The sequence below is a fragment of the Rhodococcus mengyinensis genome (assembly GCF_048381435.1).
GTDB classification, from domain to species: domain Bacteria; phylum Actinomycetota; class Actinomycetes; order Mycobacteriales; family Mycobacteriaceae; genus Rhodococcus_F; species Rhodococcus_F opacus_D.
The window spans coordinates 59,567-85,833 of sequence record NZ_JBLWIT010000137.1; the positions used below are offsets into that span (position 1 = coordinate 59,567).

General features: G+C 67.6%; 19 protein-coding genes. 11 read left to right on the forward strand and 8 right to left on the reverse strand.

From position 1 onward, the window contains the following. Window positions 1-93 precede the first annotated feature (93 nt). The gene (locus ACNJ7E_RS34340; RefSeq protein WP_280782098.1) at window positions 94-894 is read left to right on the forward strand and encodes an IclR family transcriptional regulator; all 801 of its coding nucleotides are present in this window, start codon (window positions 94-96) and stop codon (window positions 892-894) included. An 8-nt stretch (window positions 895-902) separates the two neighbouring features. On the opposite strand, the gene ACNJ7E_RS34345 is transcribed toward ACNJ7E_RS34340, so the two are convergent. Then, entirely contained in the window at window positions 903-2,081 is a 1,179-nt protein-coding gene (locus ACNJ7E_RS34345) for an NAD(P)/FAD-dependent oxidoreductase (protein ID WP_280782097.1), read from the reverse strand. Then, a complete protein-coding gene (locus tag ACNJ7E_RS34350; RefSeq protein ID WP_280782096.1) occupies window positions 2,078-2,422 on the reverse strand; it encodes a bifunctional 3-phenylpropionate/cinnamic acid dioxygenase ferredoxin subunit in 345 nt (114 codons plus the stop codon). The genes ACNJ7E_RS34345 and ACNJ7E_RS34350 overlap by 4 nt, the downstream gene beginning before the upstream one ends. A 197-nt stretch (window positions 2,423-2,619) precedes the next feature. On the opposite strand from ACNJ7E_RS34350, the gene ACNJ7E_RS34355 reads away from it, so the two are divergent. The 6 genes from ACNJ7E_RS34355 to ACNJ7E_RS34380 all read left to right on the forward strand — a co-directional run bounded on the left by ACNJ7E_RS34355 (window position 2,620) and on the right by ACNJ7E_RS34380 (window position 11,399). Then, window positions 2,620-3,432, forward strand: a complete 813-nt coding sequence (locus ACNJ7E_RS34355) for an IclR family transcriptional regulator (protein WP_280782095.1) — start codon at window positions 2,620-2,622, stop codon at window positions 3,430-3,432. Between the two features lie 383 nt (window positions 3,433-3,815). Next, window positions 3,816-4,988 carry an aromatic ring-hydroxylating oxygenase subunit alpha gene (locus ACNJ7E_RS34360; RefSeq protein WP_280782094.1) on the forward strand — a complete coding sequence of 391 codons (1,173 nt, stop codon included), beginning with the start codon at window positions 3,816-3,818 and terminating at the stop codon, window positions 4,986-4,988. Continuing rightward, window positions 4,985-6,637 carry a BCCT family transporter gene (locus ACNJ7E_RS34365; RefSeq protein WP_418341983.1) on the forward strand — a complete coding sequence of 551 codons (1,653 nt, stop codon included), beginning with the start codon at window positions 4,985-4,987 and terminating at the stop codon, window positions 6,635-6,637. Before ACNJ7E_RS34360 ends, ACNJ7E_RS34365 begins: the two co-directional genes overlap by 4 nt. Then, on the forward strand, window positions 6,634-8,154 hold the full coding sequence (locus ACNJ7E_RS34370; RefSeq protein WP_418341984.1) for an aldehyde dehydrogenase family protein: 1,521 nt from the start codon (window positions 6,634-6,636) through the stop codon (window positions 8,152-8,154). Before ACNJ7E_RS34365 ends, ACNJ7E_RS34370 begins: the two co-directional genes overlap by 4 nt. A gap of 57 nt (window positions 8,155-8,211) precedes the next feature. Beyond that, a complete protein-coding gene (locus ACNJ7E_RS34375; protein WP_418341985.1) occupies window positions 8,212-9,780 on the forward strand; it encodes an APC family permease in 1,569 nt (522 codons plus the stop codon). Next, entirely contained in the window at window positions 9,777-11,399 is a 1,623-nt protein-coding gene (locus ACNJ7E_RS34380) for a GMC family oxidoreductase (RefSeq protein ID WP_280782090.1), read from the forward strand. Before ACNJ7E_RS34375 ends, ACNJ7E_RS34380 begins: the two co-directional genes overlap by 4 nt. Here the strand turns inward: ACNJ7E_RS34380 and ACNJ7E_RS34385 are convergent. After that, complete coding sequence (locus ACNJ7E_RS34385; RefSeq protein ID WP_280782089.1) at window positions 11,308-12,483, reverse strand: alpha/beta hydrolase family protein; 1,176 nt, start codon at window positions 12,481-12,483, stop codon at window positions 11,308-11,310. The genes ACNJ7E_RS34380 and ACNJ7E_RS34385 overlap by 92 nt on opposite strands. A 150-nt stretch (window positions 12,484-12,633) precedes the next feature. Here ACNJ7E_RS34385 and ACNJ7E_RS34390 point away from each other — a divergent pair, with 150 nt between their 5' ends. From ACNJ7E_RS34390 to ACNJ7E_RS34405, 4 genes are all read left to right on the forward strand, one after another. After that, window positions 12,634-13,149 carry a hypothetical protein gene (locus tag ACNJ7E_RS34390; RefSeq protein WP_280782088.1) on the forward strand — a complete coding sequence of 172 codons (516 nt, stop codon included), beginning with the start codon at window positions 12,634-12,636 and terminating at the stop codon, window positions 13,147-13,149. Window positions 13,150-13,282: 133 nt separating this feature from the next. Continuing rightward, the gene (locus tag ACNJ7E_RS34395) at window positions 13,283-14,137 is read left to right on the forward strand and encodes a tryptophan 2,3-dioxygenase (protein WP_280782087.1); all 855 of its coding nucleotides are present in this window, start codon (window positions 13,283-13,285) and stop codon (window positions 14,135-14,137) included. Further along, complete coding sequence (locus tag ACNJ7E_RS34400) at window positions 14,134-15,369, forward strand: kynureninase (RefSeq protein WP_418341986.1); 1,236 nt, start codon at window positions 14,134-14,136, stop codon at window positions 15,367-15,369. Before ACNJ7E_RS34395 ends, ACNJ7E_RS34400 begins: the two co-directional genes overlap by 4 nt. Further along, window positions 15,353-16,216 (forward strand): PaaX family transcriptional regulator, encoded by an 864-nt coding sequence (locus tag ACNJ7E_RS34405; RefSeq protein WP_418341987.1) that lies wholly within the window; start codon window positions 15,353-15,355, stop codon window positions 16,214-16,216. Before ACNJ7E_RS34400 ends, ACNJ7E_RS34405 begins: the two co-directional genes overlap by 17 nt. A gap of 4 nt (window positions 16,217-16,220) precedes the next feature. On the opposite strand, the gene ACNJ7E_RS34410 is transcribed toward ACNJ7E_RS34405, so the two are convergent. From ACNJ7E_RS34410 to ACNJ7E_RS34430, 5 genes are all read right to left on the reverse strand, one after another. After that, window positions 16,221-16,670 carry a flavodoxin domain-containing protein gene (locus ACNJ7E_RS34410; protein WP_005252412.1) on the reverse strand — a complete coding sequence of 150 codons (450 nt, stop codon included), beginning with the start codon at window positions 16,668-16,670 and terminating at the stop codon, window positions 16,221-16,223. A 34-nt stretch (window positions 16,671-16,704) separates the two neighbouring features. Beyond that, window positions 16,705-18,474, reverse strand: coding sequence for a sulfite reductase subunit alpha (locus tag ACNJ7E_RS34415; RefSeq protein ID WP_418341988.1), 1,770 nt, complete (start codon window positions 18,472-18,474; stop codon window positions 16,705-16,707). After that, window positions 18,471-23,963, reverse strand: coding sequence for a glutamate synthase-related protein (locus ACNJ7E_RS34420; protein WP_418341989.1), 5,493 nt, complete (start codon window positions 23,961-23,963; stop codon window positions 18,471-18,473). Before ACNJ7E_RS34420 ends, ACNJ7E_RS34415 begins: the two co-directional genes overlap by 4 nt. 377 nt (window positions 23,964-24,340) lie before the next feature. Further along, window positions 24,341-24,736: a nitroreductase/quinone reductase family protein gene (locus ACNJ7E_RS34425; protein ID WP_280782082.1), complete on the reverse strand. Its 396-nt coding sequence runs from the start codon at window positions 24,734-24,736 to the stop codon at window positions 24,341-24,343. 44 nt (window positions 24,737-24,780) lie between these two features. Further along, entirely contained in the window at window positions 24,781-26,160 is a 1,380-nt protein-coding gene (locus ACNJ7E_RS34430; protein WP_280782081.1) for a dicarboxylate/amino acid:cation symporter, read from the reverse strand. Window positions 26,161-26,267 lie beyond the last annotated feature (107 nt).

A 26,267-nucleotide genomic window follows, 5' to 3' on the forward strand; every position in this document is an offset into this window, starting at 1 on the left:
GGAAATGCGCACCGACCCCGACTGTGATGACGTGGAACCGGGTGTGGATGGAGGTAACCGTCGCACGGTGATGTCGCCTATCCTGAAGTCGAGATGACTGAATTGGACGATAACTCGAATGGGGATCGGAGCCGGCCGTCCGGCGCTGTGCAGTCAGTGGACCGCGCTCTGGCGGTACTCGAAATCCTGGCGAGGCTCGGTACCGCCGGTGTCACCGAAATCGCCGACGAGTTGGGTGTCCACAAGTCGACCGCATCGCGCCTCGTCGCCGTTCTGGATTCGCGAGGGTACGTCGCGCAATTGAAGAGCCGGGGAAAATTCCAACTCGGCAATTCCATCGTCCGGCTGGCCCGCACCGCGTCGCCGGACGGCGATCTGGTGCGGCAGAGTCAGGAATTGTGCGCCGAACTGGCGGAAACTGTCGGTGAGAGCGTCAATGTGTCGATACTCGACGGAAATCGATCGGTGAGCATCGTCAAAGCGGACGGTCCGTCCGGCGTCGGTACCAATACCTGGGTGGGTCAAAGCAGCCCGGCACATGCGACGGCGAGTGGAAAATTGTTGCTGACGGAATTGTCCGACAGCGAACTCGCGGAGCGCGTGGGAGAAACTCCGATTGCTCTCACGGAGAAAACTCTCACCGATGTGCCTGCGCTCGTGGAATCGCTGAAAACCATTCGCGAGCGGGGCTGGGCGGAGTCCGAGGAGGAACTCGAACTCGGGCTGAACGCGGTGTCCGTCCCGATCCGGGACTACACGTCGAAAATGATTGCTGCTCTGAGTGTGTCCGGCCCCGCCTACCGACTGCTGCCCGAACGGTTCGAGGACGTCGCCCGCGCCGCACTCGACACGTCCCAGCAGATCAGCAGCCGATTGGGCTATGCCGTCACGTAGCGCCGGCATCAGGCCCGCGACCTGGCGAGTTGCTTCTTGTACCGGGTGAACAGCCGGGGACTGTTCATCGCGAAGACGCCCACGGTGTCGCCGTCCCGGTCGTAGGTGGCCACGAACGTGCCGGTTCCGGGATCGCCGTCGACGAACCGGACCTCGTCGGTGCTGTGTCTCGTCCCGGCGAACTGCAGCATCTTGCCGTACTGGTGGGACCAGAAGTACGGGATCGCGGCGGGTCCGGACGGTGTGGCCATGATCGTGTCGGCGACGGTGGCGGCCTGTGCGACGGCGTTGCTCCAGTGCTCGCTTCTGTGGTGCACCTGGTGGGCGTCGTCGAAAGTCCGTGCGCAGTCGCCGATCGCGTACACGCCGGGCACGTTCGTGCGGCACGACGAGTCGGTGAGGAAACCGTCGTCGATCATCAGTTCCGAATCGCGTGCCCATTCGACGTTGGGGACGGCCCCGATTCCGACCACCACGGCGTCCGCGGGGAGGATCGTTCCGTCGCTCAGCTGGACGGCTTCGACCGCGTCGCCACCGAGCAGTGCGGCGACGACTGCCCCGGTGAGGAGCCGGACGCCGTGTGCGGCATGCTGTCCTGCGCAGATCGCCCCGAGTTCGATGCCGAGCGGGCCCGCCAGGGGTGTCGGTGACGCCTCGACGACGGTGACGTTCAGGCTCATGCGGGCCGCGGTGGAGGCCACCTCGGCGCCGATGAACCCTGCTCCCACGATCACGAGGTTCTGCGCACGCGACAGCGAATCCCGCAGTGCGCGTGCGTCGTCGACCGACCTGAGTGTGTGCACGCCGGCGAGGCCGGAGTGTCCGGGCAGGGTTCGGGCACGCGCGCCCGTCGCGACGACGACGGCATCGGCGTCGAAGTGGGACCCGTCGTCGAACGTGACACGGTGGAGCCCTTCGGGGGCATGGACCAGACCGGTGGCAGTTCTGTTCATGCGCCATTCGACGTCGAGGGTGTCGTCGTCGCTGTTCATCAACAGCAGATCCTCGTCGGTCAGGTCGCCGGTGAGGAATTCCTTGGACAGGGGCGGCCGGTCGTAGGGCAGGGACTGCTCGCTGCCGGCCACGACGAGGCGGCCGGTGTATCCCTTCTCGCGCAGTGCGCGCACCGCCGACAGTCCGGCGAGGGAAGCGCCCAGTACCACAATGGAATTCGGGACAGTGTTCATCGGGCGTCGCCCTTCTGGTCGAGATGAAGCAGCACGGTGCCGTCGACGATCGACACGTCGTGTGTGCGGACTGCGATCTTGGCCGGCGGGCCCGAGGGCACTCCGGTGCGGAGGTCGAAGCACGCTTCGTGGAGCGGGCACTCGACGGTGCAGCCTTCGACCCAGCCGTCGGCGAGGGAGGCGTCCTGATGGGTGCAGGTGTCGTCGATGGCATACAGACCGTCGGAGGTGTGGAAGACGGAGATGGGAGCCATGCCCGGCGGGGTCACCGTCACGACTTCGCCCACGGGCAGTGTCACGAGTTCGCAGACGGGGAACGCCATGGCGCCGGGGTGGGTCACAACTGGGGAATCGTTATCGAGAATCACTCGATACCTCCGAAACGTCGGGGAGGAAGGACAAGTTGTGGAGCGGTTGTTGCGCTATGCGCGACGACTTGCAAGCTGTGCAACACAATGCTCTCCGGTGCTGCCCCACGGTGTCAAGCATTCGCGTGTAAAAACTGCGTTCCCGAAGTCGGTGGGCATAACCTCGGGGCATGAGTGAATCCGAGGCAACGGCGCCCGCGGCCCAGGGAACGGAAGGAAAGGCGAAGACCGTGCACGCGGTGGAACGTGCCATCGACGTGCTCGAGATAGTCGCGGCAGAAGGCCGTGTCGGCGCCTCGGAGATCGCCGTGCGTCTCGGCGTGCATAAATCGACGGTGTCACGCCTGATCGCGTCGCTGCAGCAACGCGGATTCGTGGAGGAAGCGGGTGTCCGCGGCAAGTATCAGCTCGGATTCGCGGTAGTGCGATTGGCCGAGGCCACGGTCGCGCAGAGCGGGCTCGTCGAGGTTGCGCAGCCGGAGTGCGACCGCCTGGCCGACGCCTTCGGGGAGACCGTCAACCTCGCCGTGCTGGACGGTCCGGCGACCCTCAACGTGCTCGAGGCCCGCAGCGATCGCCACGTCGCGCTGCGTACGTGGGTGGGTCAGGTGACCCCGGCGCACGCGACCGCGACCGGCAAGGTCCTGGTCTCGGAATTGACGTCCGGCCAGCTCCGGAGCCGGTTGGGGCCGCAGTTGAGCCCGCTCACTCCCAACACGATCACCGACTTCCGGGCGTTCGACGTCGAACTCGAGCACGTGCGGTCGCGCGGGTGGGCGTCCACGGCCGAGGAACTCGAAGCGGGGCTCAATTCCATCGCCGTGCCGGTGCGGAGCAAGGTCACCAACCGGATCGTCGCGTCGATTTGTGTGTCCGGGCCGGAGTACCGGCTGGCACCCGAACGGTTCGAGGCCGTGGCGCTCGAACTCGCCGACGCGGTCGCGCGGATCGAAGCGCAGCAATCCGTCGGCGCGGGTGACTGAACGCCCGGAAGTGCCTCTCCCTCAAGGCGGGACGAACGGATAGTCCCGTTTGTCCGGGTTCCGGCCGTCCGCGGTTAACGCGGTGTTTCGGTCGTGTCGCGTCCGCGAAAGAAGTGTCGAATGTGATGTTTGACACGTCCGCGGGCCACAGTCTAAGTTGTGTAAATCGCATAGCGTTGCTGATGACGCAACAATGCTGACGCCGCGATGACTCGGCGGGAACAGCTGCCCGCTGTTCGAACGGTCGCCGCGGATCGGGCACGCATGTCGTCACACTCGGCAACGACGCCCCTGCGATCTGCGCCCCCCTTACGCACACAGACATCAGGTCACAGCCCGACCGAAACGCATCTTTCCCGGCAACGAAAGAAACGGTGACATCTATGTCCGCTCCGGACGTCCAAGCCCCCGCTCCCGCCTCCGCGCCCGCACCGGCACTGATCCCCACCCTCGGTGGCCGGTACTACACCGACGCCGACATCTTCACGGACGAACAGGAGAACCTGTTCGAGGCGATGTGGTTCTGCGCCGTCCGCGCCGCCGATCTCGCCGACCCCGGAGCCTTCCGGAAGATCACGGTGGGCCGGGAGAGCGTGCTCCTCGTCCGCGGCCGCGACGGGGAACTGCGCGCCTTCCTCAACATCTGCCGGCACCGCGGCGCCATGCTGTGTACCGAGGACGAAGGGCAGATCCGCAGAAACCTTCAGTGCCCCTACCACGCGTGGACGTACGGACTCGACGGCAAACTGGTGGCCGCCCCCAACATGGCCGCGCTGCGGGACGAGACCGGAGCCGACATCGACCGGGTGCGGTACGGACTGGTGCCGGTCGCGCTTCGCGAATGGCTCGGCTACGCATGGGTGTGCCTGGCCGACGAACCGCCGTCGTTCGAGGACGAGGTCGTCGGCGCCGTCACCGAACGACTCGGTGATCCGGCCGCCATCGACCGGTACCAGATCGGAACCCTGGAACTCGGCCGCCGGATCGTCTACGACGTCGCAGCCAACTGGAAGCTGATCATCGAGAACTTCATGGAGTGTTACCACTGCGCGACCATCCACCCCGAGCTCACCGAGGTACTTCCCGAGTTCGCGGACGGCCTTGCCGCACAGTACTTCGTGGGGCACGGTGCCGCCTTCGGTGACGACGTCGAGGGATTCACCATCGACGGAACCGGCGGATTCGAGTCGTTGTCCGGCATCAGTCCCGACCAGGACCGCAAGTACTACGCCATCACGATCCGGCCGCAGGTCTTCGTCAATCTCGTGCCCGACCACGTCATCTTCCACCGCATGTACCCCGTGTCCGCGGATCGCACCATCGTCGAATGCGACTGGCTGTACTCCCCGGAGGTCACCGCGTCGGGTCGCGACGTCTCCCGTTCGGTGGAGCTGTTCCACCGGGTCAACCAGCAGGACTTCGACGCCTGTGAGCGGACCCAGCCCACGATGGCGTCGAAGGCGTACCGGAACGGGGGTGTGCTGGTGCCCGCGGAACACCACATCGGCGAATTCCACGACTGGCTACTCGAAAGGCTGAGCGGGGATCCCCGATGACCTACGCCGGCGAGCAACCGAGGGTGACCGACCCTCCCAGGGTAGACGGTGTCGATTCGCAACCCCGACACCAGGCGCAGGAGCAGCAGGCGGCGGCGCCGTCCGACGGCGAAGGGCGGCGGAGCGTCGACAAGGTGGTGTTCGGCACGGCCGCGGGGCTCGGAGTCGGACTCATCCTGTGGGGACTGCTGGCACCGGAGAACCTCTCGGTCGTGTCGACCGCGGCGCTGGACTGGCTGGTGGCCGACCTCGGTTGGCTGTTCATCGCCGCCTCGTCGGCGTTCGTCGTCTTCTCGCTCTTCCTCGCGTTCTCCCGGTACGGCCGGATTCCGCTCGGCCGCGACGGCGAGAAACCGGAGTTCCGCACGGTGAGCTGGATCGCGATGATGTTCAGCGCCGGCATGGGAATCGGATTGATGTTCTACGGCGTCGCCGAACCGCTCGCCCATCTGGTGAGCCCGCCGCCGGGAACGGACGGATCCGTCGGGTCGGCGATGGCCACGACGATGTTCCACTGGGGTCTGCATCCGTGGGCGATCTACGCGGTCGTCGGGTTGTCGATTGCGTACGGCTCCTACCGGCGTGGCCGCAAGCAGCTCATCAGTGCCGCGTTCTTCCCTCTCCTCGGTCGCCGCTCGGAGGGCGCCGTGGGGAAGGTCATCGACATCCTCGCGATCATCGCGACGATGTTCGGCACCGCCGCGTCGCTCGGACTCGGCGCACTGCAGATCGGTTCCGGTCTCGAGATCATCGGCTGGATGGGCCACGTCGGCACGTTCGCACTCGTTGCCCTGGTCGGGCTCTTGACGTTCGCGTTCGTCGGTTCGGCGGTGTCGGGAGTGGCGCGGGGGATCCACTGGCTGTCCAACATCAACATGGTGCTTGCGGTGATTCTCGCGCTGTTCGTGTTCGTGCTCGGTCCGACCGTCCTCATCCTCAATCTGCTCCCCACCGCGATCGCGGACTACGCGGCGCAACTCGCCACCATGTCGGGACGGACGGCCGCGAGTTCCGGCGACGACACGGCGTCCTGGCTGTCGTCGTGGACGATCTTCTACTGGGCGTGGTGGGTGTCGTGGACTCCGTTCGTCGGAATGTTCCTCGCCCGGATCAGCCGCGGCCGCACCATCCGGCAGTTCGTTATCGGCGTGATCGTCATTCCCACCTCGGTCAGCCTCGTATGGTTCGCGGTGTTCGGCGGCGCAGGCATCGGACAGCAGCAGGACGGAGTCGACCTGGCGGCGCGTTCTTCGACCGAAGGCCAGTTGTTCGGGATGCTCGACCATCTGCCGTTGACGGGGTTCGCCACCGTGCTGGTCATGGTGCTGGTCGCGATCTTCTTCGTATCCGGCGCGGACGCCGCGTCCCTGGTGATGGGCACCCTGTCGCAGCGGGGTGCACGAGAACCGAGCACGTGGGTCGTCATCTTCTGGGGAACCCTCACCGGGGGCACCGCGGCACTCATCCTCTGGACCGGCGGCTCGGACGCCCTGCAGGGTCTGCAGACGATGACGATCATCGCGGCCGCGCCGTTCCTCCTGGTGATGATCGGATTGTGCTTCTCGCTGTATCGGGACCTCTCCCGTGATCCGCTCATCGTCGGTTCATCGAAAAGGTATGCACACGAGAGGGTTTCGGACACAGTATGAAGATGACGGCACTATCCGCGGATCAGGGCGTCCAGAGGTTGTTCGGGAAGGTGAATTTCATCGCGGGGGAGTGGGTCGCGGCGACGTCGGGCCGCACCCGCGACTGCATCGACCCGGCGACCGGGAACGTGATCGCCACGGTCGACGAGGCGTCGCCCGAAGACGCCGGGCGAGCCGTGCACGCGGCCCGGGCGGCCTTCGACGCCGGGGACTGGCCTCAGACGGCGGTCGCCGCGCGGTCGTCGCTCCTGTCGCGTATCGCGGATCTGCTCGAGCGCGACAAGGAGGAATTGGCGCGTATCGAGACGCTGGACACCGGTAAGACGTTGGTGGAAAGCCGAATCGACATCGACGACGTCGTGTCGGTTTTCCGGTACTACGCCCGGCTGGCCCTCGTCTCCAGCGACCGGGTGGTCGACGTGGGTGACCCCGCTGTCGTCTCCCGGGTCGTTCGCGAACCGATCGGGGTGTGCGTCCTCATCGCGCCGTGGAACTACCCGCTGCTCCAGATCTCCTGGAAGGTGGCACCCGCGCTGGCCGCCGGCTGCACGATGGTGCTCAAGCCCAGTGAAGTCACGCCACTGAGCACGATCGCGTTCGTCCGGCTGATCGAGGAGGCAGGTGTGCCCGCCGGTGTCGTCAACCTGGTGCAGGGGAGCGGCGCCGACCTCGGACCCGCGCTGACCGACACCGGTGACGTCGACTTCATCTCGTTCACCGGTGGACTCGCGACCGGCACCACCATCCTGGAGACGGCCGCGAAGCACGTCACGAAGGTCGCCGTGGAACTCGGCGGGAAGAACCCGCACATCGTGTTCGCGGACGCCGAGTGGGAGTCGTCGGTCGACCAGGTGCTCACCGGCGTCTTCCTGCATTCGGGGCAGGTGTGCTCGGCGGGGACGCGGCTGATCGTGGAGGAGTCGATCGCCGACGACTTCGTCGCCGCCCTCGTCTCGCGCGCCGAGGCCATCCGCGTCGGCCCGGGGCTCGATCCCGGCACCGAGACCGGACCGCTCGTGTCGACCGCACAGCGCGACAAGATCGAAGCCTATGTGGCACTGGGTATCTCCGAAGGGGCGGTGCTCCGGACGGGTGGCTCCCGGCCCGCCGATCCCGCGCTCGACGGCGGTAGCTACTACCTGCCCACCATCTTCGACCACTGCGACCGGTCCATGCGCATCGTGCAGGAAGAAACGTTCGGGCCCATTCTCACGGTCGAGAGGTTCACCACCGAGGAGGACGCGGTCCGGCTCGGCAACGACACCGAGTACGGCCTCGCCGCCGGAGTCCGGACGTCGGACGCTGCCCGCGGCGAACGGGTGGTGCGCCGCCTGCGCCACGGGACCGTGTGGCTCAACGACTTCGGCTACTACACCGCGGCGGCGGAATGGGGTGGATTCAAGAAGTCCGGCAACGGGCGCGAACTCGGACCGGCCGGGCTCTCCGAATACCAGGAAGTCAAACACATCTGGAACAACACGACCTCGCCTCTCGCGGGTTGGTTCACCGCGACCTGACGTGCTCCCGGCAGGGGCGCGCGAGCAGGCCTACTCACCTTCTCAGGAAGTGATCGAATGATCAGTACCGACAATACGACCGGCGATCACGACAGTGGACTCGAGGAGTTCGGCTACAAGGAGTCCCTCGATCGCAGTATCGGCAAGTTCGCGAGCTTCGCCGCGGGCGTCAGCTACATCTCCATCCTGACCGGCACTTTCCAGTTGTTCTACTTCGGATTCGGCACCGCAGGCCCCGCCTACCTGTGGTCGTGGCCGCTGGTGTTCGTCGGCCAGCTCGCCGTGGCGCTCTGCTTCATGGAGTTGGCCGCCAAGTATCCGATCGCCGGCTCCGTGTACAACTGGGCGAAGACGCTCGGCAGCAGAGTAGTGGGGTGGTCCGCGGGCTGGCTGATGCTCACCGCGTCGATCGTCACCCTGTCGGCCGTTGTGCTGGCGCTGCAGCTCAACCTGCCGCGGCTGTGGAGCGGCTTCCAGATCATCGGTGACGGCACCGGAGAACACGACTTCGCCACCAACGCCGTCATTCTCGGGACGGTGATGATCGGCTTCACCACCGTCGTCAACGCGCTCGGTGTCCGTCTCATGGCGATGATCAACAGCGCCGGGGTGTTCATCGAGATCATCGCGGCGGTGCTGATCGCGATCATCCTCGCCGCCAACATGACCCGCGGCCCGCAGGTGTTCTTCTCCACCCACGGGTACGGCGCAGGCGAAAGCGGCGGATACCTCGGTGCGTTCCTGGTGGCGACGCTCGCGTCGGGCTACGTGATGTACGGCTTCGACACCGCGAGTTCGCTGGGCGAGGAGACGGTCGAACCCCGCCGCACCGCCCCCAAGGCGATCTTCCGTGCGATCCTCGCGTCGTTCGTGATCGGCGGCGCGATCCTCGTGTTCGCCGTGATGGCGGCACCCGACCTCGACGATCCGAAGATCGGCGCGTCGGACGGCAGCCTGCAGTACATCGTGGAGCAGGTGATGTGGGGTCCGCTGGGCACGATCTTCCTGGTGTGCATCGTGATTGCGGTGACGGTCTGCTCGCTGGCGGTGCACACCGCCGCGATCCGGCTGACCTTCGCCATGGCCCGCGACAACGCCCTCCCGTTCGGTGAGCGGCTCGCCCGCGTCCACCCGCGGACGCGGACACCCGTCGTGCCTGCGGTGACCATCGGGGTGGTGGCCGCGCTGATCCTGGTGGTCAACATCGGTCAACCGCACATCTTTACCGTGCTCACGTCGATCGCGATCATCATGATCTACCTGGCCTACCTGATGGTCACCGGACCGATGCTGAAGAAACGGCTGCGGGGTGAGTGGCCGCCGCGGGACCTGAAGGAGGGCGGCTACTTCACGATGGGCAGATGGGGACTGCCCGTCAACATCGTCGCACTCGTCTGGGGAATCGGGATGGCCCTCAACCTCGCGTGGCCACGCGAGGCCGTGTACGGGGAACCTTGGTACAACACCTGGGGCGCCTTCGTCTACATCGGCATCATCCTCGGGTTCGGCCTGCTGTGGTACCTCACCACCGGCCGGCACCACATCGGAACGTTGACGTCACACTGCGCGGCGGTGGTAACGACCGCGCCGGAATCCGAACCGAACGACAAGGAGCTCGCCCGATGACCGACGACGAATCGAAGAGCACTGCAGGGGAATTCGACTACGTGATCGCCGGCGGTGGCAGCGCGGGCTGCGCACTCGCAGCACGTCTGAGCGAAGACCCGTCGGTAACGGTGTGCCTGCTCGAGGCGGGCCCGTCCGACGTCGGGGACCGGGCGATCCTCGAGCTGTCCCAATGGATGCATCTGCTCGACTCCGGCTACGACTGGGACTACCCCGTCGAGCCACAGGAGAAGGGCAACAGCTTCATGCGGCACGCCCGGGCCAAGGTCCTCGGTGGCTGCTCGTCCCACAACTCGTGTATCGCATTCTGGCCGCCGGCCGAGGCACTCGACGACTGGGAGGCGATGGGGGCGTCGGGTTGGGGTGCGCGCGACATCCTCCCGTACGTCAGCCGGCTCGAGAGCAACGACGCCCCCGGCGACGGGCACGGCCGCAGCGGGCCCGTGCGGCTGCGGGACGTCCCGCCGAACGACCCCTGTGGCCGAGCGGTTCTCGACGCCGCAGCCGCGGTCGGTCTGCCGACCGTCGCATTCAACCGCGGCGGAACGGTGCTCAACGGTGCCGGGTGGTTCCAGATCAACGCGTCCGAGGACGGCACCCGGATGTCGTCGTCGCACGCCTACCTGCACCCGATCCTCGGGACCCGGCCCAACCTGGAGGTCCGGACCGGCTGCTGGGTGAGCGAGATCCTGTTCGACGAACAGCAGACGGCGACGGGCGTCCGGTACCAGCGTCCCGACCTCACCGGCTACGACACGGTGTCGGCGCGACGGGAGGTGGTGGTGACGGCCGGGGCGATCGACACCCCGAAGCTCCTGATGCTGTCGGGTATCGGTCCGGCGGAGCATCTCGCGGAGTTCGGGATCCCCGTGCGCGTCGACTCGCCCGGTGTCGGATCGAACCTCGACGATCACGTCGAGGGCCTCGTGTTCTGGGAGGCGTCCCAGCCGATGGTTACCGAATCGACGCAGTGGTGGGAGATCGGACTGTTCGCGACCACCCGGGAGGGCCTGAACCATCCCGACCTGATGATGCACTACGGCAGCGTCCCGTTCGACATGAACACCCTGCGGTGGGGTTACCCGACCACCGACAACGGATTCTGCCTGACACCCAACGTCACTCAGGGCCGCTCCCGCGGAACGGTCCGGCTGCGGTCGCGGGACTTCCGCGATCGCGCGAAGGTCGACCCCCGGTACTTCACCGACAGCGAGGGCCACGACGACCGGGTGATGCTGTCCGGGGTGAAGCTGGCCCGCACGATCGCCGAGCAGAAGGCGCTACGCGGGTGGATTGCCCGCGAACTGGCGCCGGGACCCGACGCGGTGACGGACGCCGAGATCCTCGACTACATCCACAAGACCCACAACACGGTGTATCACCCCGCGGGCACGGCCCGCATGGGCGCCGTCGACGATCCGATGGCGGTGCTCGACCCGGAACTGCGCGTCAAGGGGGTTCGAGGACTGCGAGTGGTCGACGCGTCGGCGATGCCGAAACTGCCGCACGTCAACCCGAACGTCACGGTCATGACGATGGCCGAGAGGTGCGCGGATCTGCTACGCGGCCGGTCCGGGTCCGGGCTGCGGGCGGCGGAGTCGACGCTGTCCGAGGTCTGATCCGGGCGTCGATCGCCTCTGCGGTCCTTCGCCAGATCTCGCTCTCCGGATCGATGACGGTGAAGTGATCGCCGGGCCCCTCGATCCGGACGACGTCGTCGGGGGTCGCCGCGGCGGCGTCGTGGTATTCCCTGCTCATCTCCAGCATGTCCGGCTCGTCGTCGACGGCGCACACCACCAGCTGAGCGGTGCCCAGCGGCAGTCGCTCGATCGGCGACGACCGTTCGTACGTCGCACGGTCGCCGGCCCGGTCGCCGCCGACGGCGTCCGCCACCGCGCCCTCGCCGAGGTGGCGTTCGCCGGCGAGTCGCAGATTCAGCACCCCAGCGAGGCTGACGGCCAGTGCCGGATGAACCGCTGCGTCCTCGGTCGCGGCGTCGGCGGCGGCGCGGAGCGCGAGCTGAGCACCGGCCGAGTGGCCGAGAATCACGACCCGCTCCGGGTCCGCCTCCGGCACCGTCGCGACAGCCTGCACGGCGTCGGCGACATCGGACGCCATTGCTGCCCATCGGTTCTCCGTGCCCCGCCGGTACTCGACATTCCAGGTGACGTACCCGCGGGCCGTCAGGTCGACTGCCAACGCGTCCATCAAGTCGGACTCCCAACGCGGACGCCAGAATCCGCCGTGGATCAGCACGGCGACGGGGAAGGGGCCGTCGGCGCCCGGGATCCGCAGTTCCACTCGCTGATCGGGGTGGTCGCCGTAGCGGACGGTCCGTCCGGGATGGAAGCGGTGGTGATACCAACTGTCGACGGCGTAGCGGAGTCCGTCGAGTCCGCGCCCCCGGATGTGGACCCGGGTGCCCGGCGAGCGGTCGGCCTCGCACTCCCCGAAATCGACGCGGATCGCTCCGCCGGCCGGGGCGGTGAAGGAGGCCCCGGCACCGGGCACGGCAATGAACTCGCCTCGCCCCGCCGCCGACCGCACGGCCCGCTCCAACCGGGCGGTGTCCGCGGCGAACGTCAACCCACCGGTCAGGCCGCGCGCATCCAGCGCCCGGCCCACGAGTTCCTCCGCGGTTCCACGGTGCGCCACCGCTCCGGGGGCGAAGACGATGTCGACTCTGCGGGCTGGTTCGGTCACCGGGTCACCGTACGTACCCGTGACGACATCTGGCCACGGGTGTTCGTGTCCTGGGTGAGGTGGCTCTGTGCGTGGTCTTCTCTCGGATGCGCGCTGAGTCGGTGCGCACGGACGGCGAAGCCGCATAATTGAGGGTGCGAGGTGAGGTCGGTGCGGCAGACGCCCTGGTTGGCCACGACGGTATTCGTCGGGTCTGTTGCTGTCCTGCTCGCATTCCACACCGGCGGCGGTGCGTCGAGCGAACCCGACAGGGACGCGACGCGCATGCTCGATCCCGCCGGGCCGGTCCTCGTCCTCACTCCGCCGCGCGGGCAGCCGGGCGACCGCATTCAATATCACGCGACGAGTCTTCCGACCTGTGGCGGGCCGTGGGCGGTGGAGTTCGGCGATCGTGTCCTGGGCGAGACCCGTCAGGTCGGCAGCGTCGCCGACTTCCGCGCGGCGGTGCCGAACCGCGGCAGTCGCGGTTTCCAGGTGGCCGGTCTGAGGTGTCTGCCGACCCCGTCCATGGTGGTGCAGACGTCGTTCGAGGTGCTCCCGGTGACACGCTCGTCGGAGCCGACCACCACCTGGATGCTGCCGCCACCAGAGCTACCGACGCGGACGACGAGACCCACACCGACGACCACCACCACGATCACAGCTCCTGCTGACGCGGAACGGTAAGCGTCGGTTGGGGCCGTGACGTCTGGTCAATCACCGAGCTGCGAGGCGCGTATTCGACAACTGTAGCGGTCGCCACGATTATGTAATATGGAGGGCGGAGCCCGGAACTCGAACACCAGCAGTGAGGACGGTCATGGGCGTGCAGGCCAACACCAGAGCCATCGAGAAAGACATCGTCACCGACTTCAGCGAGCGGATGAGCTACGCCTCGTACCTGGACCTCGACACCCTGCTGAGCGCGCAGAAACCGGTGAGCCGGCCGGAGCATCACGACGAACTGCTGTTCATCATCCAGCACCAGACCACCGAACTCTGGCTGAAGCTCGTCCTGCACGAAACGCTCGCCGCCCGAGCCGCTTTCGACGAGGACGAGATCGGCCGGGCGCTCAAGTGCGTGGCCCGCGTCAAGCACATCCAGAAGACGCTGACCGAACAGTGGTCGGTGCTGGCCACGCTGACCCCCACCGAGTACTCGGAGTTCCGCCGGTTCCTCGGCAATTCGTCCGGGTTCCAGTCCTACCAGTACCGCGCCGTCGAGTTCGTGCTCGGCAACAAGAACGCCGGAATGCTTGCGGTGTTCGACGCCGATCCCGCCGCCCACGATCTGCTCGAACGGCTCCTCGCCGAGCCGAGCCTGTACGACGCGTTCTGGCAGTGTCTGGCGCGGCTCGGGTACGACGTGCCGGCCTCCGCGCTGGACCGCGACGTGACCGCCGCCTACACGCTGAACGAGGATTTGCTGCCCCTGATCAAGTTCGTCTACGAGAACCACGACGAACACTGGGCCGTCTACGAGGCCTTCGAGGAGTTCGTCGACCTCGAGGAGAACTTTCAGCTGTGGCGCTTCCGTCACATGCGCACGGTGCTGCGGACCATCGGCATGAAATCCGGAACGGGAGGGTCCAGCGGAGTGGGATTCCTGCAGAAGGCGCTGGACCTGACGTTCTTCCCGGAACTGCTGGCCGTGCGCACCGAGATCGGACGATGATGACCACCTCGACCGATGTGCCGGCTGCCCGCGCCGCCGAACTCGACGCCGTGGACCCGCTGCGCCCGTACCGAGACCTGTTCATCGGCGCCGACGACCCCTCGGTGCCCGCCTACCTCGACGGCAACTCGCTCGGCCGACCCACCAAGGCGAGCGCCGAGCGGATAGGCGTCTTCGTCACCCAGTCGTGGGGTGGCCGGCTCATCCGCGGGTGGGACGAGGAGTGGTACGACCTGCCGATCACGATCGGTGACACTCTCGCGAGGGTGGCGCTCGGCGCGGCCGCCGGGCAGACCACCATCGGCGACTCGACGACGGTCCTGCTGTACAAACTCGCGCGAGGTGCGCTCGCGTTGCGGCCGGACCGCCCCGAGATCGTCGTGGACCGCGACAACTTTCCGACGGACCGGTACGTGCTCGAGGCCGTCGCGGGAGAACTCGGGCTCACGCTCCGGTGGATCGAGTCCGATACCCGGGGCGGCGTCACCGTCGACGACCTGAAGTCCGTGGTCTCCGAACGCACCGCGCTCGTCGTGCTCAGCCACGTCGCCTACCGCTCCGGGTACCTGGTCGACGCCGCCGGCGCCGCTCGCGTGACACACGACGCCGGTGCGCTCCTGCTGCTCGACCTGTGTCACTCCGTCGGCTCGGTTCCCCTCGAACTCGACACGTGGGGTGTCGATCTGGCGGTCGGGTGCACGTACAAGTATCTGAACGGCGGACCGGGCTCACCGGCGTTCGCCTACGTTCGTGCCGACCATCAGCAGGACTTCGTGCAGCCGATCTGGGGCTGGATGGGCCGCGACAACCCGTTCGCGATGGAGCAGGGCTACCGCCCGGCGCCCGGCATCCGGCGGGTGATCAGCGGAACGCCGTCGGTCCTCGGCATGATCGCACTGCAGGACACCCTCGCACTCCTCGACGAGGTCGGCATGGACGCCGTGCGCGCCAAGTCGATCGCGCTCACCGAGTACGCACTCGACCTCGTGCGCGAATTTCTGGTTCCGCTGGGTGCGGAGATCGGGTCGCCGGAGGATTCCGCCGAACGGGGTGGTCACGTCATCATCGACCACCCGCGGTTCCAGACCGTCGTCGAGCGACTGTGGACGAAGGGCGTCATCCCCGACTTCCGGGCCCCGCAGGGGCTTCGGCTCGGCCTGAGCCCGTTGAGTACCAGCTTCGGTGAGGTGTGCGCCGGGATACTCGCGATCCGTGATGAACTCACCGACTGAACCGGCGAGCGCGATCCTCGACGACTTCGATTCGCGGCCCGGCAGCGCGACGTCGCTGATCCGAACGGTCCTCGGCGCGTACGTGCGCGACCTCGGCGGGTGGGTGGCGATCGCCGACTTCGTGGAATTGATGCAGGCCGTCGGTATCCCGTCCGAATCGACGCGCATCGCTGTGGCCCGCCTGAAGAAGAAGGGGGTGCTGCGGCCGCTGACCCGCGACGGGCGGAGCGGGTACGAGGTGACCGAGCAGGCCGAGGCGATGTTCAGGCGCGGCGATCCGCGGATCTTCGGCTTCCGTCAGATGGCGGACACCGACCCCTGGCGGCTGATCTCGTTCACCATCCCCGAATCGCAACGGGCGGTGCGGCACCAGTTGCGCAGGCGACTCGGCTGGATCGGCTGCGGAACCGTGTCGCCCGGCCTGTGGATCGCCCCCGAGTACCTCGCCCGCGAGGTCCAGGACATCGTCGCCGCGCTGGGCCTGTCCGAGTACGTGACCACGTTCGTGTCCACGTCGGTGTTCGTCCCCGATTCGATGGGGGACGCGGCGACGCGGTGGTGGGACCTGGACGGCATCGCCGCGCGGCACCGCGACTTCCTGGACCGCCACCGGGTCGCTCTGTCTGCCGCAGAGGAGGTGTCGCCGCGCGAGGCGTTCGTCCGCTTCGTTCCGCTGCTCGACGAATGGCGCATCATTCCGTACATCGACCCGGGCCTGCCTACCGGGATGCTGCCCGCGGACTGGCCCGGCGCCGACAGCGTCCGCCTGTTCGCGTCGGCACGGGACCGCTACCTCGACGGGAGCCGCGACTGGGTGCGGAGCGTGCAGTCGCGGCTCCCGGTGTGAGGTGCTATCCGAGGAATTCCTCGCCGATGTTCTTGGCCCACTCCTCGGCCTGATCCTTCGGGCGGATCGAGCTGGACCCGTCGTGCCTGCCGTGTTCGCCCACCTGGACCGCGCCGAGGGAGACGAGCTTCTCCGCGATGATCTCGCCGCCGCGGTTGTAGGTCTCCTCGTACACCTTGTCGCCGAGGCCGAACAGCGCGAACTGCACACCGGTGAGGTCGGGTTCGTCCTCCTCGAGACCCTCGAAGAAGGGTTCCGCGCCGGTGGGCAGCTCGCCCTCACCGTAGGTGGAGCACACGATGACGTGGAAATTCTCGGGGTCGAGATCGCCCGCGTCGAACTCCATCATGTCGTACAGGGACGTGTCGCCGTAGTCGCCGAGCACGTCGGCGATGTTGTCGGCCACCAGTTCGGAGGTTCCGCCCTCGCTGCCGTACAGAATCACCACTGCCATTGTTCTTGCTCCTCGTGAGTTGCTGCCGACGTGGTCAGTACACGTCGCGCAGGTAGCGCTTTTCCTTCTTGAGCGTGGTCACGTAGTCGGCGGCCTGCTCGGTGGAAAGGGTGCCATGGGTGGCGATGACCTCGTGCAGGGCCCGGTCGACGTCCTTCGCCATCTGGGTGGCGTCGCCACAGACGTAGAAGTGGCCGCCGTCCTCGAGCCAGGCGAACAACTCCGCGCCGTTCTCGACCATCCGGTTCTGCACATAGATCTTCTCCGCCTGGTCGCGGGAGAAGGCGAGGTCGAGTCGGGTGATGAGACCGCTGTCGCTCATCGCGCCGATCTCGTCCTCGTAGATGTAGTCCGACGCTCGGTGCTGGTCGCCGAAGAACAGCCAGTTGCGTCCCGACGCGCCTCGCGCCTGCCGTTCCTGCAGGAACGCGCGGAACGGCGCGATGCCGGTGCCGGGGCCGACCATGATCATCGGTGCGTCGTCGTTCGCGGGGACGCGGAACGACTTGTTCTTCGACACGAAGATCCCGCCGCTGCCGCCCTCGGCGATCCGATCGGCAAGGAACGTGGAGCACACGCCGCCGCGGTCGCGTCCGGCCGAGCTGTGGCGGACGCTGGCGACGGTCAGGTGCACGCTGCCGGGGTTGGCGAGTGGGCTGGACGAGATGGAATACGCCCTGTGCTGCAACGGCTTCAGCAGCCCGACGAACTCGTCCGCGGTCAGGGTCACCGACGGTTCGAGGAGCAGCAGGTCGAGCACGTCCTTGCCCCACAACCAGGCGTCGAGGGCTTCCTTGTCGCCGTGCCGCAGCACGTGGCTCAGTTCTTCGTCGCCCGCCCGCTTCTCGATCTCGTCGATGAATTCGTGGCTCGGCGTGGAGATCTCGTACCCGTGCAGCAGGAGATCGCTGAACGGCCACTCCTTGCCGGTGACGGCGGCATCCGCCGGGATGCCCAGCCGGGACACCAGGGCGTCGACGAGCGCGGGATCGTTTATCGGCATCACACCGAGCGCGTCACCGGTCTCGTACTCGAGACCGCTGTCGGCGAGCGCGAACTCGTAGTGCCGGATCTCCTTCGCGGACGTGTCACTCGACAGCCGCCGGTTCACGGAGAGCGTGGACGCGTAGGGGTTCTTGCGGTTCCACTGCGACCGCTTCCGGGCCGGCTTCGTCTCGGGCTCGGCGACATCGGCGACGGGGGACTCGCCGCGCATGCCCTCGACGGCCGCGAACAGGGGGAGGGTGTCGGCGACCCACGCGGCGGCGGTGTCCTCGTAGTCGACGTCGCAGTCGACGCGCGGAGTGACGCGGCGGGCACCGAGCTGCTCGAGCCGGGTGTCGATCATCTTGCCGGCCTGGCAGTACCCGTCGTAGCCGGTGTCGCCGAGCGCGAGGACGGCGAAGTCGGAGTTCTCCAGTCGCGGCGCGGTCTCCGCCGCCAGCGCCTGCCAGAACAGCTCGGCGTTGTCCGGCATCTCACTCTCACCGTAGGTGGAGGTGACGACGAGGACGCGGTGCATGGCGGCGAGGGCGTCCGTGTCGACATCGTCGAGCGCGCTCACCACCGGCGCGAAGCCCTGCGAACGGGCCGCGGCCGCAGCGTCTTCCGCGACACCCTCGGCGTTCCCGGTCTGGCTGCCATACAGCACGTGCATGGCGGGCAACTGCCCACCGCCCGCCGCAGCAGGCGCGTCGGAGCCGCCGACGACCAGGCGCGAACTCATGCCGGCGAGGAAGCCGGTGAGCCACACGCGCTGGTCCTCGCTGAACGGGGCGTCCTGGGGGATGTAGGGCATCTTCATGAGGGGACCACGTCTCTCGTGGGGATCAGATCGGGGAGAGCGTGCTGCGCGAACAGCTCCTCGAAACCGGGCAGCCGGCCGATCTTGTCGACGTTCTTGGCGTCCTGGTGCAGGATCCAGCCGTACGTGCCGGGGGCGTCGATGGACCGCACGTTGCGGCGGCGCAGCGCATCCTTGTAGTCGGCGAGACGCTTGGCCGCCACCATCACGGCCAGGTCCTCGTCGCTGTAGTCCTTCAACGCTTCCCGCGCGTACCGCTGCAACCGCTGCATGAGGAAGAAGTCCTCGGTGAGCAGCAGGTTGCGGACGGCCTTGTCGACCGCCGGATCGGACGGATCCGCGGCACCCGGCAGCTTGGACAGCGCCATCTCCTGCGCCGCGTTCAGCACCGTGTAGTTGTTCAGCAGTGCGAACATGGCTTCGGTGTCGGCCTCGCCGTAGCCGGGCACGGCGCCGTCCAGCACCGCGTGACCGTCCCGGTAGTCCAGCTTGAACTTGCGCACCTGGTGCGCGACCAGTGCGGCGGCGAGTTCGTCGGCGAGCTCCTTGCGGGGCTTGGCCTTCAGGATCTCGTCGCTGTCCTGGTACTGCAGCAGTGCGCGCGGCATGCCGTACACGAAGTGGTGCTGTTCGGTCTCCCAGTTCTCGAGCAACCATGCCGCCTTGGCGGAACCGGTGGCCTCGAGGTGCCACCCGAGCAGCACGTGCACGGCCTGACGGTGCAGCGCCGCGTGCTCGTCGTCGCCGGTGATGGAGCCGAGCAGGATCGAGTCCGCACTGGCCTTGCCGGGCAGCTTGCCCTCGGGGTCGTACTGGTAGACGAAGCCACCGCTCATCCCGTTGCCGACACCCTTGCCGAAGCCGCCGAGGTTGAGGACGGCGCCGTTGGTCATGTACTCGCACGCGAAGTCGCCGACGCCCTCGACCACCGCGGTGGCACCCGAATTGCGGACGGCGAACCGGTCGCCCGCCTGACCCTCGACGAACGTGCGTCCACCGGTGGCGCCGAACAGTGCGAAGTTGCCGATCAGCACGTTGCCGCCGTGCAGGTCGGAGCCGCCACCGGGCGAGCGCACGACGATGCTGCCGCCGTTGGCGCCCTTGCCGACGCCGTCGTTGGCGGTTCCGGTGTGGACGAGGGTCATGCCGTCGTTGCAGAACGCACCGTACGACAGGCCCGCGGATCCGGACGTGGCGATCCGGACGCTGCCGTCGCGCAGGTAGCCGCGGCCGCGCTCGTCGCGGAGCACCGCGGGCAGTTCGACATCGGTGAGCTCGTGGTTCAACATCCGCTCGATGTCGACCGCCAGCTGGGCGCCGACACTCTTGTTGCGGTTGCTCAGGTGCACCCCGTCGCCGAGCTCGACCGTGGCCTCGCCCTGCTCGACCAGTGCGGCGCGCAGCTGCACGAGCCAGCCGTCGTCGAGGGTGTAGTCCTTCTCCAGGTACACCGGATCGCCGATGGTCACTTCCTCGACCACGGCGAGCATCGCGCGCAGGTCGAGCTGGCCGACGCTCGACGGGTGGTCGAGGAGCTGCAGCAGATCGGAGCGGCCCCGGGCCTCGCGCAGCGAGGACATCCCCAGCTCGGCCAGCACCTCGCGGGTCTCGTGCGCGATGTTCAGCAGGTACTGCGCCATCGCCCGCGGATCACCGTCGAACAGCTCGGGATTGGTGGTCAGACCGGCCGGGCACTTGACGTTGCAGTTCTTGGCCATGACGCACTTGAGCATCATCAGCGCGGTGGTGCCGAACTCGAAGCTGTCGGCGCCGAGCAGCGCCGACTTCACGACGTCGCTCGCCGTCTGGTGCGCCCCGGAGCAACGGAGCAGCACCTTCTGCCGCAACCCGTTGGCGCACAACGCCTGATGAACCTCGGCGACACCGATCTCCGCCGAACGTCCGGCGTACTTGAGGCTGGTCACCGCCGCGGCACCGGTGCCGCCGGTGTTGCCCGCGACATTGATGACGTCGGCGCCGGCCTTCGCGACACCCACCGCGATGGTGCCGATGCCCTCCGAGGACACGAGCTTGACGATGACGCGGACCCGCGCCGCCTTGCAGTCGTGGATCAGCTGCGCGAGGTCCTCGATGGAGTACGTGTCGTGATGCGGTGGGGGAGAGACGAGTTCGACACCGGGGGTGCCGCCACGCGCGGCCGCGATCTCGACGGTCACCTTGGGTGCGGGCAGCTGCCCGCCCTCGCCCGGCTTGGCGCCCTGCGCGATCTTGATCTCGAGTTCCTCGAGCATCGGGTCGGCCAAATACCCGGCCCACACACCGAAGCGGCCGGACGCGAACTGCTTGATCCGGGAACCGCGGATGGTGCCGTAGCGCGAGATGTGCTCGCCGCCCTCACCGCTGTTCGACATGCCGCCGACCATGTTGGTGCCGTGCGCGACGGCCTCGTGCGCGTTGGAGTTCAACGCGCCGTGGCTCATGGCGCCGGACGTGAGGAACGGGGTGATCTCGCTGGCCTTCTGCACCTGCTCGATCGGCAGGCTCGCCGGAGCGGTGCGCAGCAGCGACAGACATCGCAGCGCCTCACCGGACGTGCGCACGAGCAGGGCATCGCCGTCCACGCTGTGCTCGAGGAGGTCGTCGCCGAACCGCATCGCCAGCGATTCGCCGAGCGCCGCCAGCACACGGGCCTCGCCCGCGTGGGGGCCGGTGAGTCGCAACCGGAACCGGTCCTCGCCGAGGGCCTCGGATTCGAGTCCGCGCACCGCGAAGCTGTTGTTGCCCTTGCGGGAGAAGCGGCCCATCTGCTTGCGGAACTCGGCTGCCGTGGTGAGGAACGTGACGTCCGCAGGCAGATCCAGCACGTCGCGCAGCGCTGCGGGACGACGGGTGCGCTCCTCGGCCATCGTCCGTGCGAAGGCGCGGTAGCCGGGGGTGATCTCGAAGCGGTCGATCGCCTCGGGTGTCAGCTTCTGGAAGCCGGCGTTGCGGTAGGCGTCGTCGTCGAGACCGAACGCGTCCTCGAGCCGGTTCAGCGGCAGCAGTCGCAGCGATTCCGTGTGGTCCTGCGTGCCTGCCGTGTCGAACGAGATGGGCTCCTCGGTGAGGTCGACGAAGCCACGCACGGCCGCCGTGCCGTACGAGTGACCGGCGCCTTCCGCGCGCTCCTTGAACAGACCGAGCAGCGGGACGTCCTTCTCCCCGGTGACCGTCAGGGCGCGCTGGTGCCAGTCGGCGACGGCCTGTGCGATGACGGCGAACCCGACACCACCCACCGGCGTCTTCACGTTCGCGAAGTAGCGGCGCAGCACCCGGTCGTCGGTGTCGAGGTAGTTGGGTTCGAAGAACTCGCCGCCGATGTAGCTTTCGGCGGTGCACAGGCCGACCCGGCCCATCGTCTTCATCAGCGACTTCTCGGCGGCCTTCGCGAACCGCTTGAACGCCACATCCGCCTCGTCGGCGAACTTCTCCTCGGCGCGCAGACGGACGGCGAGCGGGTAGATCGCGGCGGCGCCGAAACCGAGGGCGGCGGCCACATGGTGCGACGACGAGATCTGACCGCTCTCGGCGACAACGGACACCCGTAGGCGCAGGCCCTCCTCGATCAGCCGCTGGTTGACGGCGGAGATCGCCACGATCATCGGCAGCGCGGCGCGGTCGGCGGCCACGTGACGGTCGGTGACGATCGCGATGCCGCCCTGCTCGCGGGCGAACGCCTCCACCTCGTCGCACAGCCCGTCGACCGCGGCCTCGAGCGCGGCCGCATTGGCGGCGGAGTCACCGTGGACGGGGGTGTACAGCATCGGGAAACGCTGCACCGGCGTCTCGGACTGCTTGCGGATCCGCAGCATGTCCATGTGGGTGAGGATCGGCGACGGCACCACGATCTGCGGCGCCGACCGCGCCCCGCTGTTCGGCTTGGCGCCCAGCGCGACGCGCAGCGTCATGCCGTCGGCCTCACGGATGCTGTCGAGCGAAGGGTTCGTGACCTGGGCGAACCGCTGCGAGAAGTACTTGGCCACCCCGCCTTCCTGATCGGAGAGCGCGTTGATGGCGTTGCCGTAGCCCATCGCGGAGATCTTCTCCTGACCCGACGCGAGCATCGGGTCCATCATGAACTTGAAGCTTTCCTGGTTGTGCGAGTACGCGACGTAGCGCTGGGTGCGCTCGAGGTCGCCGTTGTACCGCAGCGGTCCCGGCTCGGCCTCGACCTCGGGCAGCGCCTCGATGGTCCGGCGAGCCTCCGCGACGAGCGTCGGGTAGTCGTTCCGGGAGGCGAGCAGCTCGAGTGCCTCGTCGGTGGAGTACGAGCGGCCCTCACGGTGGTCGAAGTACAGCATTCCGCCGGCCTCGATGCGTCCGCGGTGCAGGACCGTCTCGGGGTCGAAGTCGATCTGTCCGGCCTCGGACGTGACGCACAGGTACTCGTCCGTCTCCACCGAGCGCAGCGGACGCAGTCCGAGCCGGTCGAGCCGGGCGCCGACGACGGTGCCGTCACCGAAGATCAGCGCCGCCGGGCCGTCGTTCTTCTCCTCGTACAGCGAGAAGTACTCGAGCATCGCCCGGACCTCGGACGACAGGGTGGAGTCGTTCTCCCACGCCGGCGGCATCATCGACACCACCGCGGTCACCAGGTCGAGACCGTCCTCCACCACCCGGCTCTGCAGCGTCTGGTCCAGGCGGCAACTGTCGGACTGGCCGTGCGGGCGGACGATCTCCCGGTTCCGGGCACGAGCGAGCGCCGTCTCGGACAGGCGGTTCTTCTTGTCCGTGTTGAGCTCGCCGTTGTGCGCCATCAGACGGAACGGCTGCGCCATCGTCGGGTGCGGGTCGGTGTTCGTCGAGAACCGCGTGTGGAAGTACAGGGTGTGGATGGCGTGCGCCGGGTCGACGAGGTCCTGGAAGTAGGGCATCACCTCGTTCGAGTTGAGGCGGCCCTTGAGCACCTGGGTGCGGGCGCTGAGCGACAGCGGGTACAGCCCGGCCAGATCCGGCTGGGTGTACGCGACGGCCTCGATCGCGAGCAGGGCGTCGTGGATGCGACGGTCGAACTCGGTCTCGTCGGCGCACGCGTCGGGCGCGGTGAACACCCACTGCCGGATCGGCAGCTGGTGCCGGATCGCGGCGGGCCGGAGCACGGTCGCGTCGACGGGCACGTCACGCTCGAGCAGCACCCGCAAACCCTGATCGGCGAGAGCCCGCTCGATGACGGCCTCCGCGTCGCCGTGGAACGCCACGTCGGTGGGGAGGAAGAAGTTGCCGACACCGAACCGGCCGGCCTCGAGATCGTCCTGACCGGTCAGCGTGCGGAAGAACGGCACCGACAAGTCGACGCAGACACCGGCGCCGTCGCCGACACCCTCCGCCGACATGCCACCACGGTGAGGAACAGCACACAGGGCCTCATGGCCCCGGGTGAGGACGTCATGGGTCTGAATGCCGTCCTTGCGGGTGATGAAGCCCACGCCGCAGCTGCTCTTGTCGAGCGTCCTGTCGTACAGGCCGGACTCGGTGGCACTCGTGTTCAACCGACTGTCTCCTCGCGATACTCGCCGAATATGGGGCCGTGCTGGGCGCACGGGTGGCGTCGGCGAGAGGATCACGGCAGAGAACCGGCCCCGAACCGATACGCCGGTGAGGCAGACGTCGTTGTCTGAGGTGCGGAACTTTCGCAGGTCCGCGCGAAATCGCAGATTAGCCGAGGCTAAGTCTCGAGAGCAAGTAGCTCGATCCGCAGCCGACGAGCGGTACCAAATCCGCGCCGAGCGTGCAGGCAGAACGCATAGTCGCGAACATCACACCTGGCCAGGACGCTGGGCCCCGCTCGGAGATGCACGGACATTGGTCAGATGCGGACGCTATTGCGGGTGCGGGTAACTATTCCGTGGGCGTTTGTGGGCTGACCTCAGTCGGTGAGGTCGATGCGGACGGTCAGGAGGTCGGTGCCGACGGCCCGGACGGCGACGCTGTTCATCCGGGGAAGCTGCGCCAACCGGGCGCGGGCGTCGTCGTCGGGAAGCAGCGTCGCGGTACCCGCGTGCCACCTGCCGTGAATCCGCAGCCGAACGGCATTGTTCGCGCGGATGTTGCGGATGTAGTTCGACCGCTCACCGAACTCGGACACCAGCCAGAACTCGGTGCCCGTGCGCCGGCCGCCGATGGGCGTGACGCGGGGCTGCCCGCTGACGCGGCCGGTGGTCTCGAGGAGCGTCTGGCTCGACAGTCGCCTGGAGAGCGGGTTGGCGACGTGCCGCTGGAATTGCATGACGATCCGTCGTTTGATCGCGTCGAGGTCGGCCATGACGAGAGCCTTCCACGTGCGGAAGGCCCTCGTCGACTATTTCGCTACTTCGCGGCGACCGGTTCGTCGTCCTCGAACGGGTCGCCGGTCCGTTCGGCGTTGTAGCGGGCTTCGTCGAGGATGCCTTCCCGCTTCGCGACGATCGTCGGGACGAGAGCCTGCCCGGTGACGTTGACCGCGGTGCGGCCCATGTCGACGATCGGTTCGACGGCGAGCAGCAGGCCCACACCGGCGAGGGGCAGTCCCAGCGTCGACAACGTGAGCGTCAGCATGACGGTGGCGCCGGTGGTGCCCGCGGTGGCCGCGGATCCGATCACGGAGACCACGATGATCAGCAGGTAGTCGGTGAACGACAAAGGCACACCGTAGAACTCGGCGACGAAGATCGCGGCGATCGCGGGATAGATGGCAGCGCAGCCGTCCATCTTGGTGGTCGACCCGAGCGGCACCGCGAACGACGCGTACTCGCGGGGGACACCGAGATTGCGTTCGGTGACCCGCTCGGTGAGGGGCAGGGTGCCGATCGACGAACGGGAGACGAAGCCGAGCTGCGTGGCAGGCCAGACGCCGGAGTAGAAGGCGCGCACCGACAGTCCGTGCGCGCGGATCAGGACGGGGTAGACGACGAGGAACACGATGGCCAGGCCGATGTAGACGGCGGCGGTGAACCAGCCGAGCGAGCCGATGGCGTCCCAGCCGTAGGTGGCGACGGCGTTCGCGATCAGCGCGGCGGTCCCGATCGGTGCGAGGCGGATGATCCACCACAGCACCTTCTGCACGATCGCGAGGAGTGACGCGTTGAACTGCAGGAACGGTTCGGCCTTGGCCCCGACCTTCAGTGCGGCGATGCCGATCGCGGCCGCGACGACGAGCAACTGCAGCACGTTGAAACTCAGCGACGTGCTGGCGGCGCCCTCGGTGAGGGTGGTCTTCGCGTTCAGGCCGAGGAAGTTGCTGGGCACGAGGCCCGTGACGAACGCCCACCACGAGCCGGTGGTGGCCGGTTCCTTGCCGGCGCCGGTGACGGTCGTGTGGGATCCGGGCTGGGTGACGAGTCCGATGACGATCCCGATGACGACGGCGATGAACGCGGTGATCGCGAACCACAGCAGTGTCTGGACCGCGAGGCGCGCGGCGTTCGCCACCTCGCGCAGGTTGGCGATCGAACTGACGATGGCCGTGAACACCAGCGGGATCACCGCGACGGTAAGGAGTTTCACGTAACTGGAGCCGATGGTGTGGACGGTTCCGACGAGCCAGTTCTCGTTGCCGTCGGCGGCGACGGGCATGGCGCGGGCGACGAGTCCGAGGATGACGCCGACGACGAGCCCGGTGACGATCTGGGGGCCGAAGGATGTGGCCCACTGGGGTAGACGGCGTCGAGAGGTGGTCTCGGCGCGCGTGGACAGCGCGGGACTGGGCATGGGTGTGCCTTTCGCATGGGGCCGTGGAACGTCGCCCGGTGGGGCGGATACGGCGAGAGAGAGTCCTGAGTGGAGAGGTGCGTCAGCGCGAGCGCGGACAGATTGCG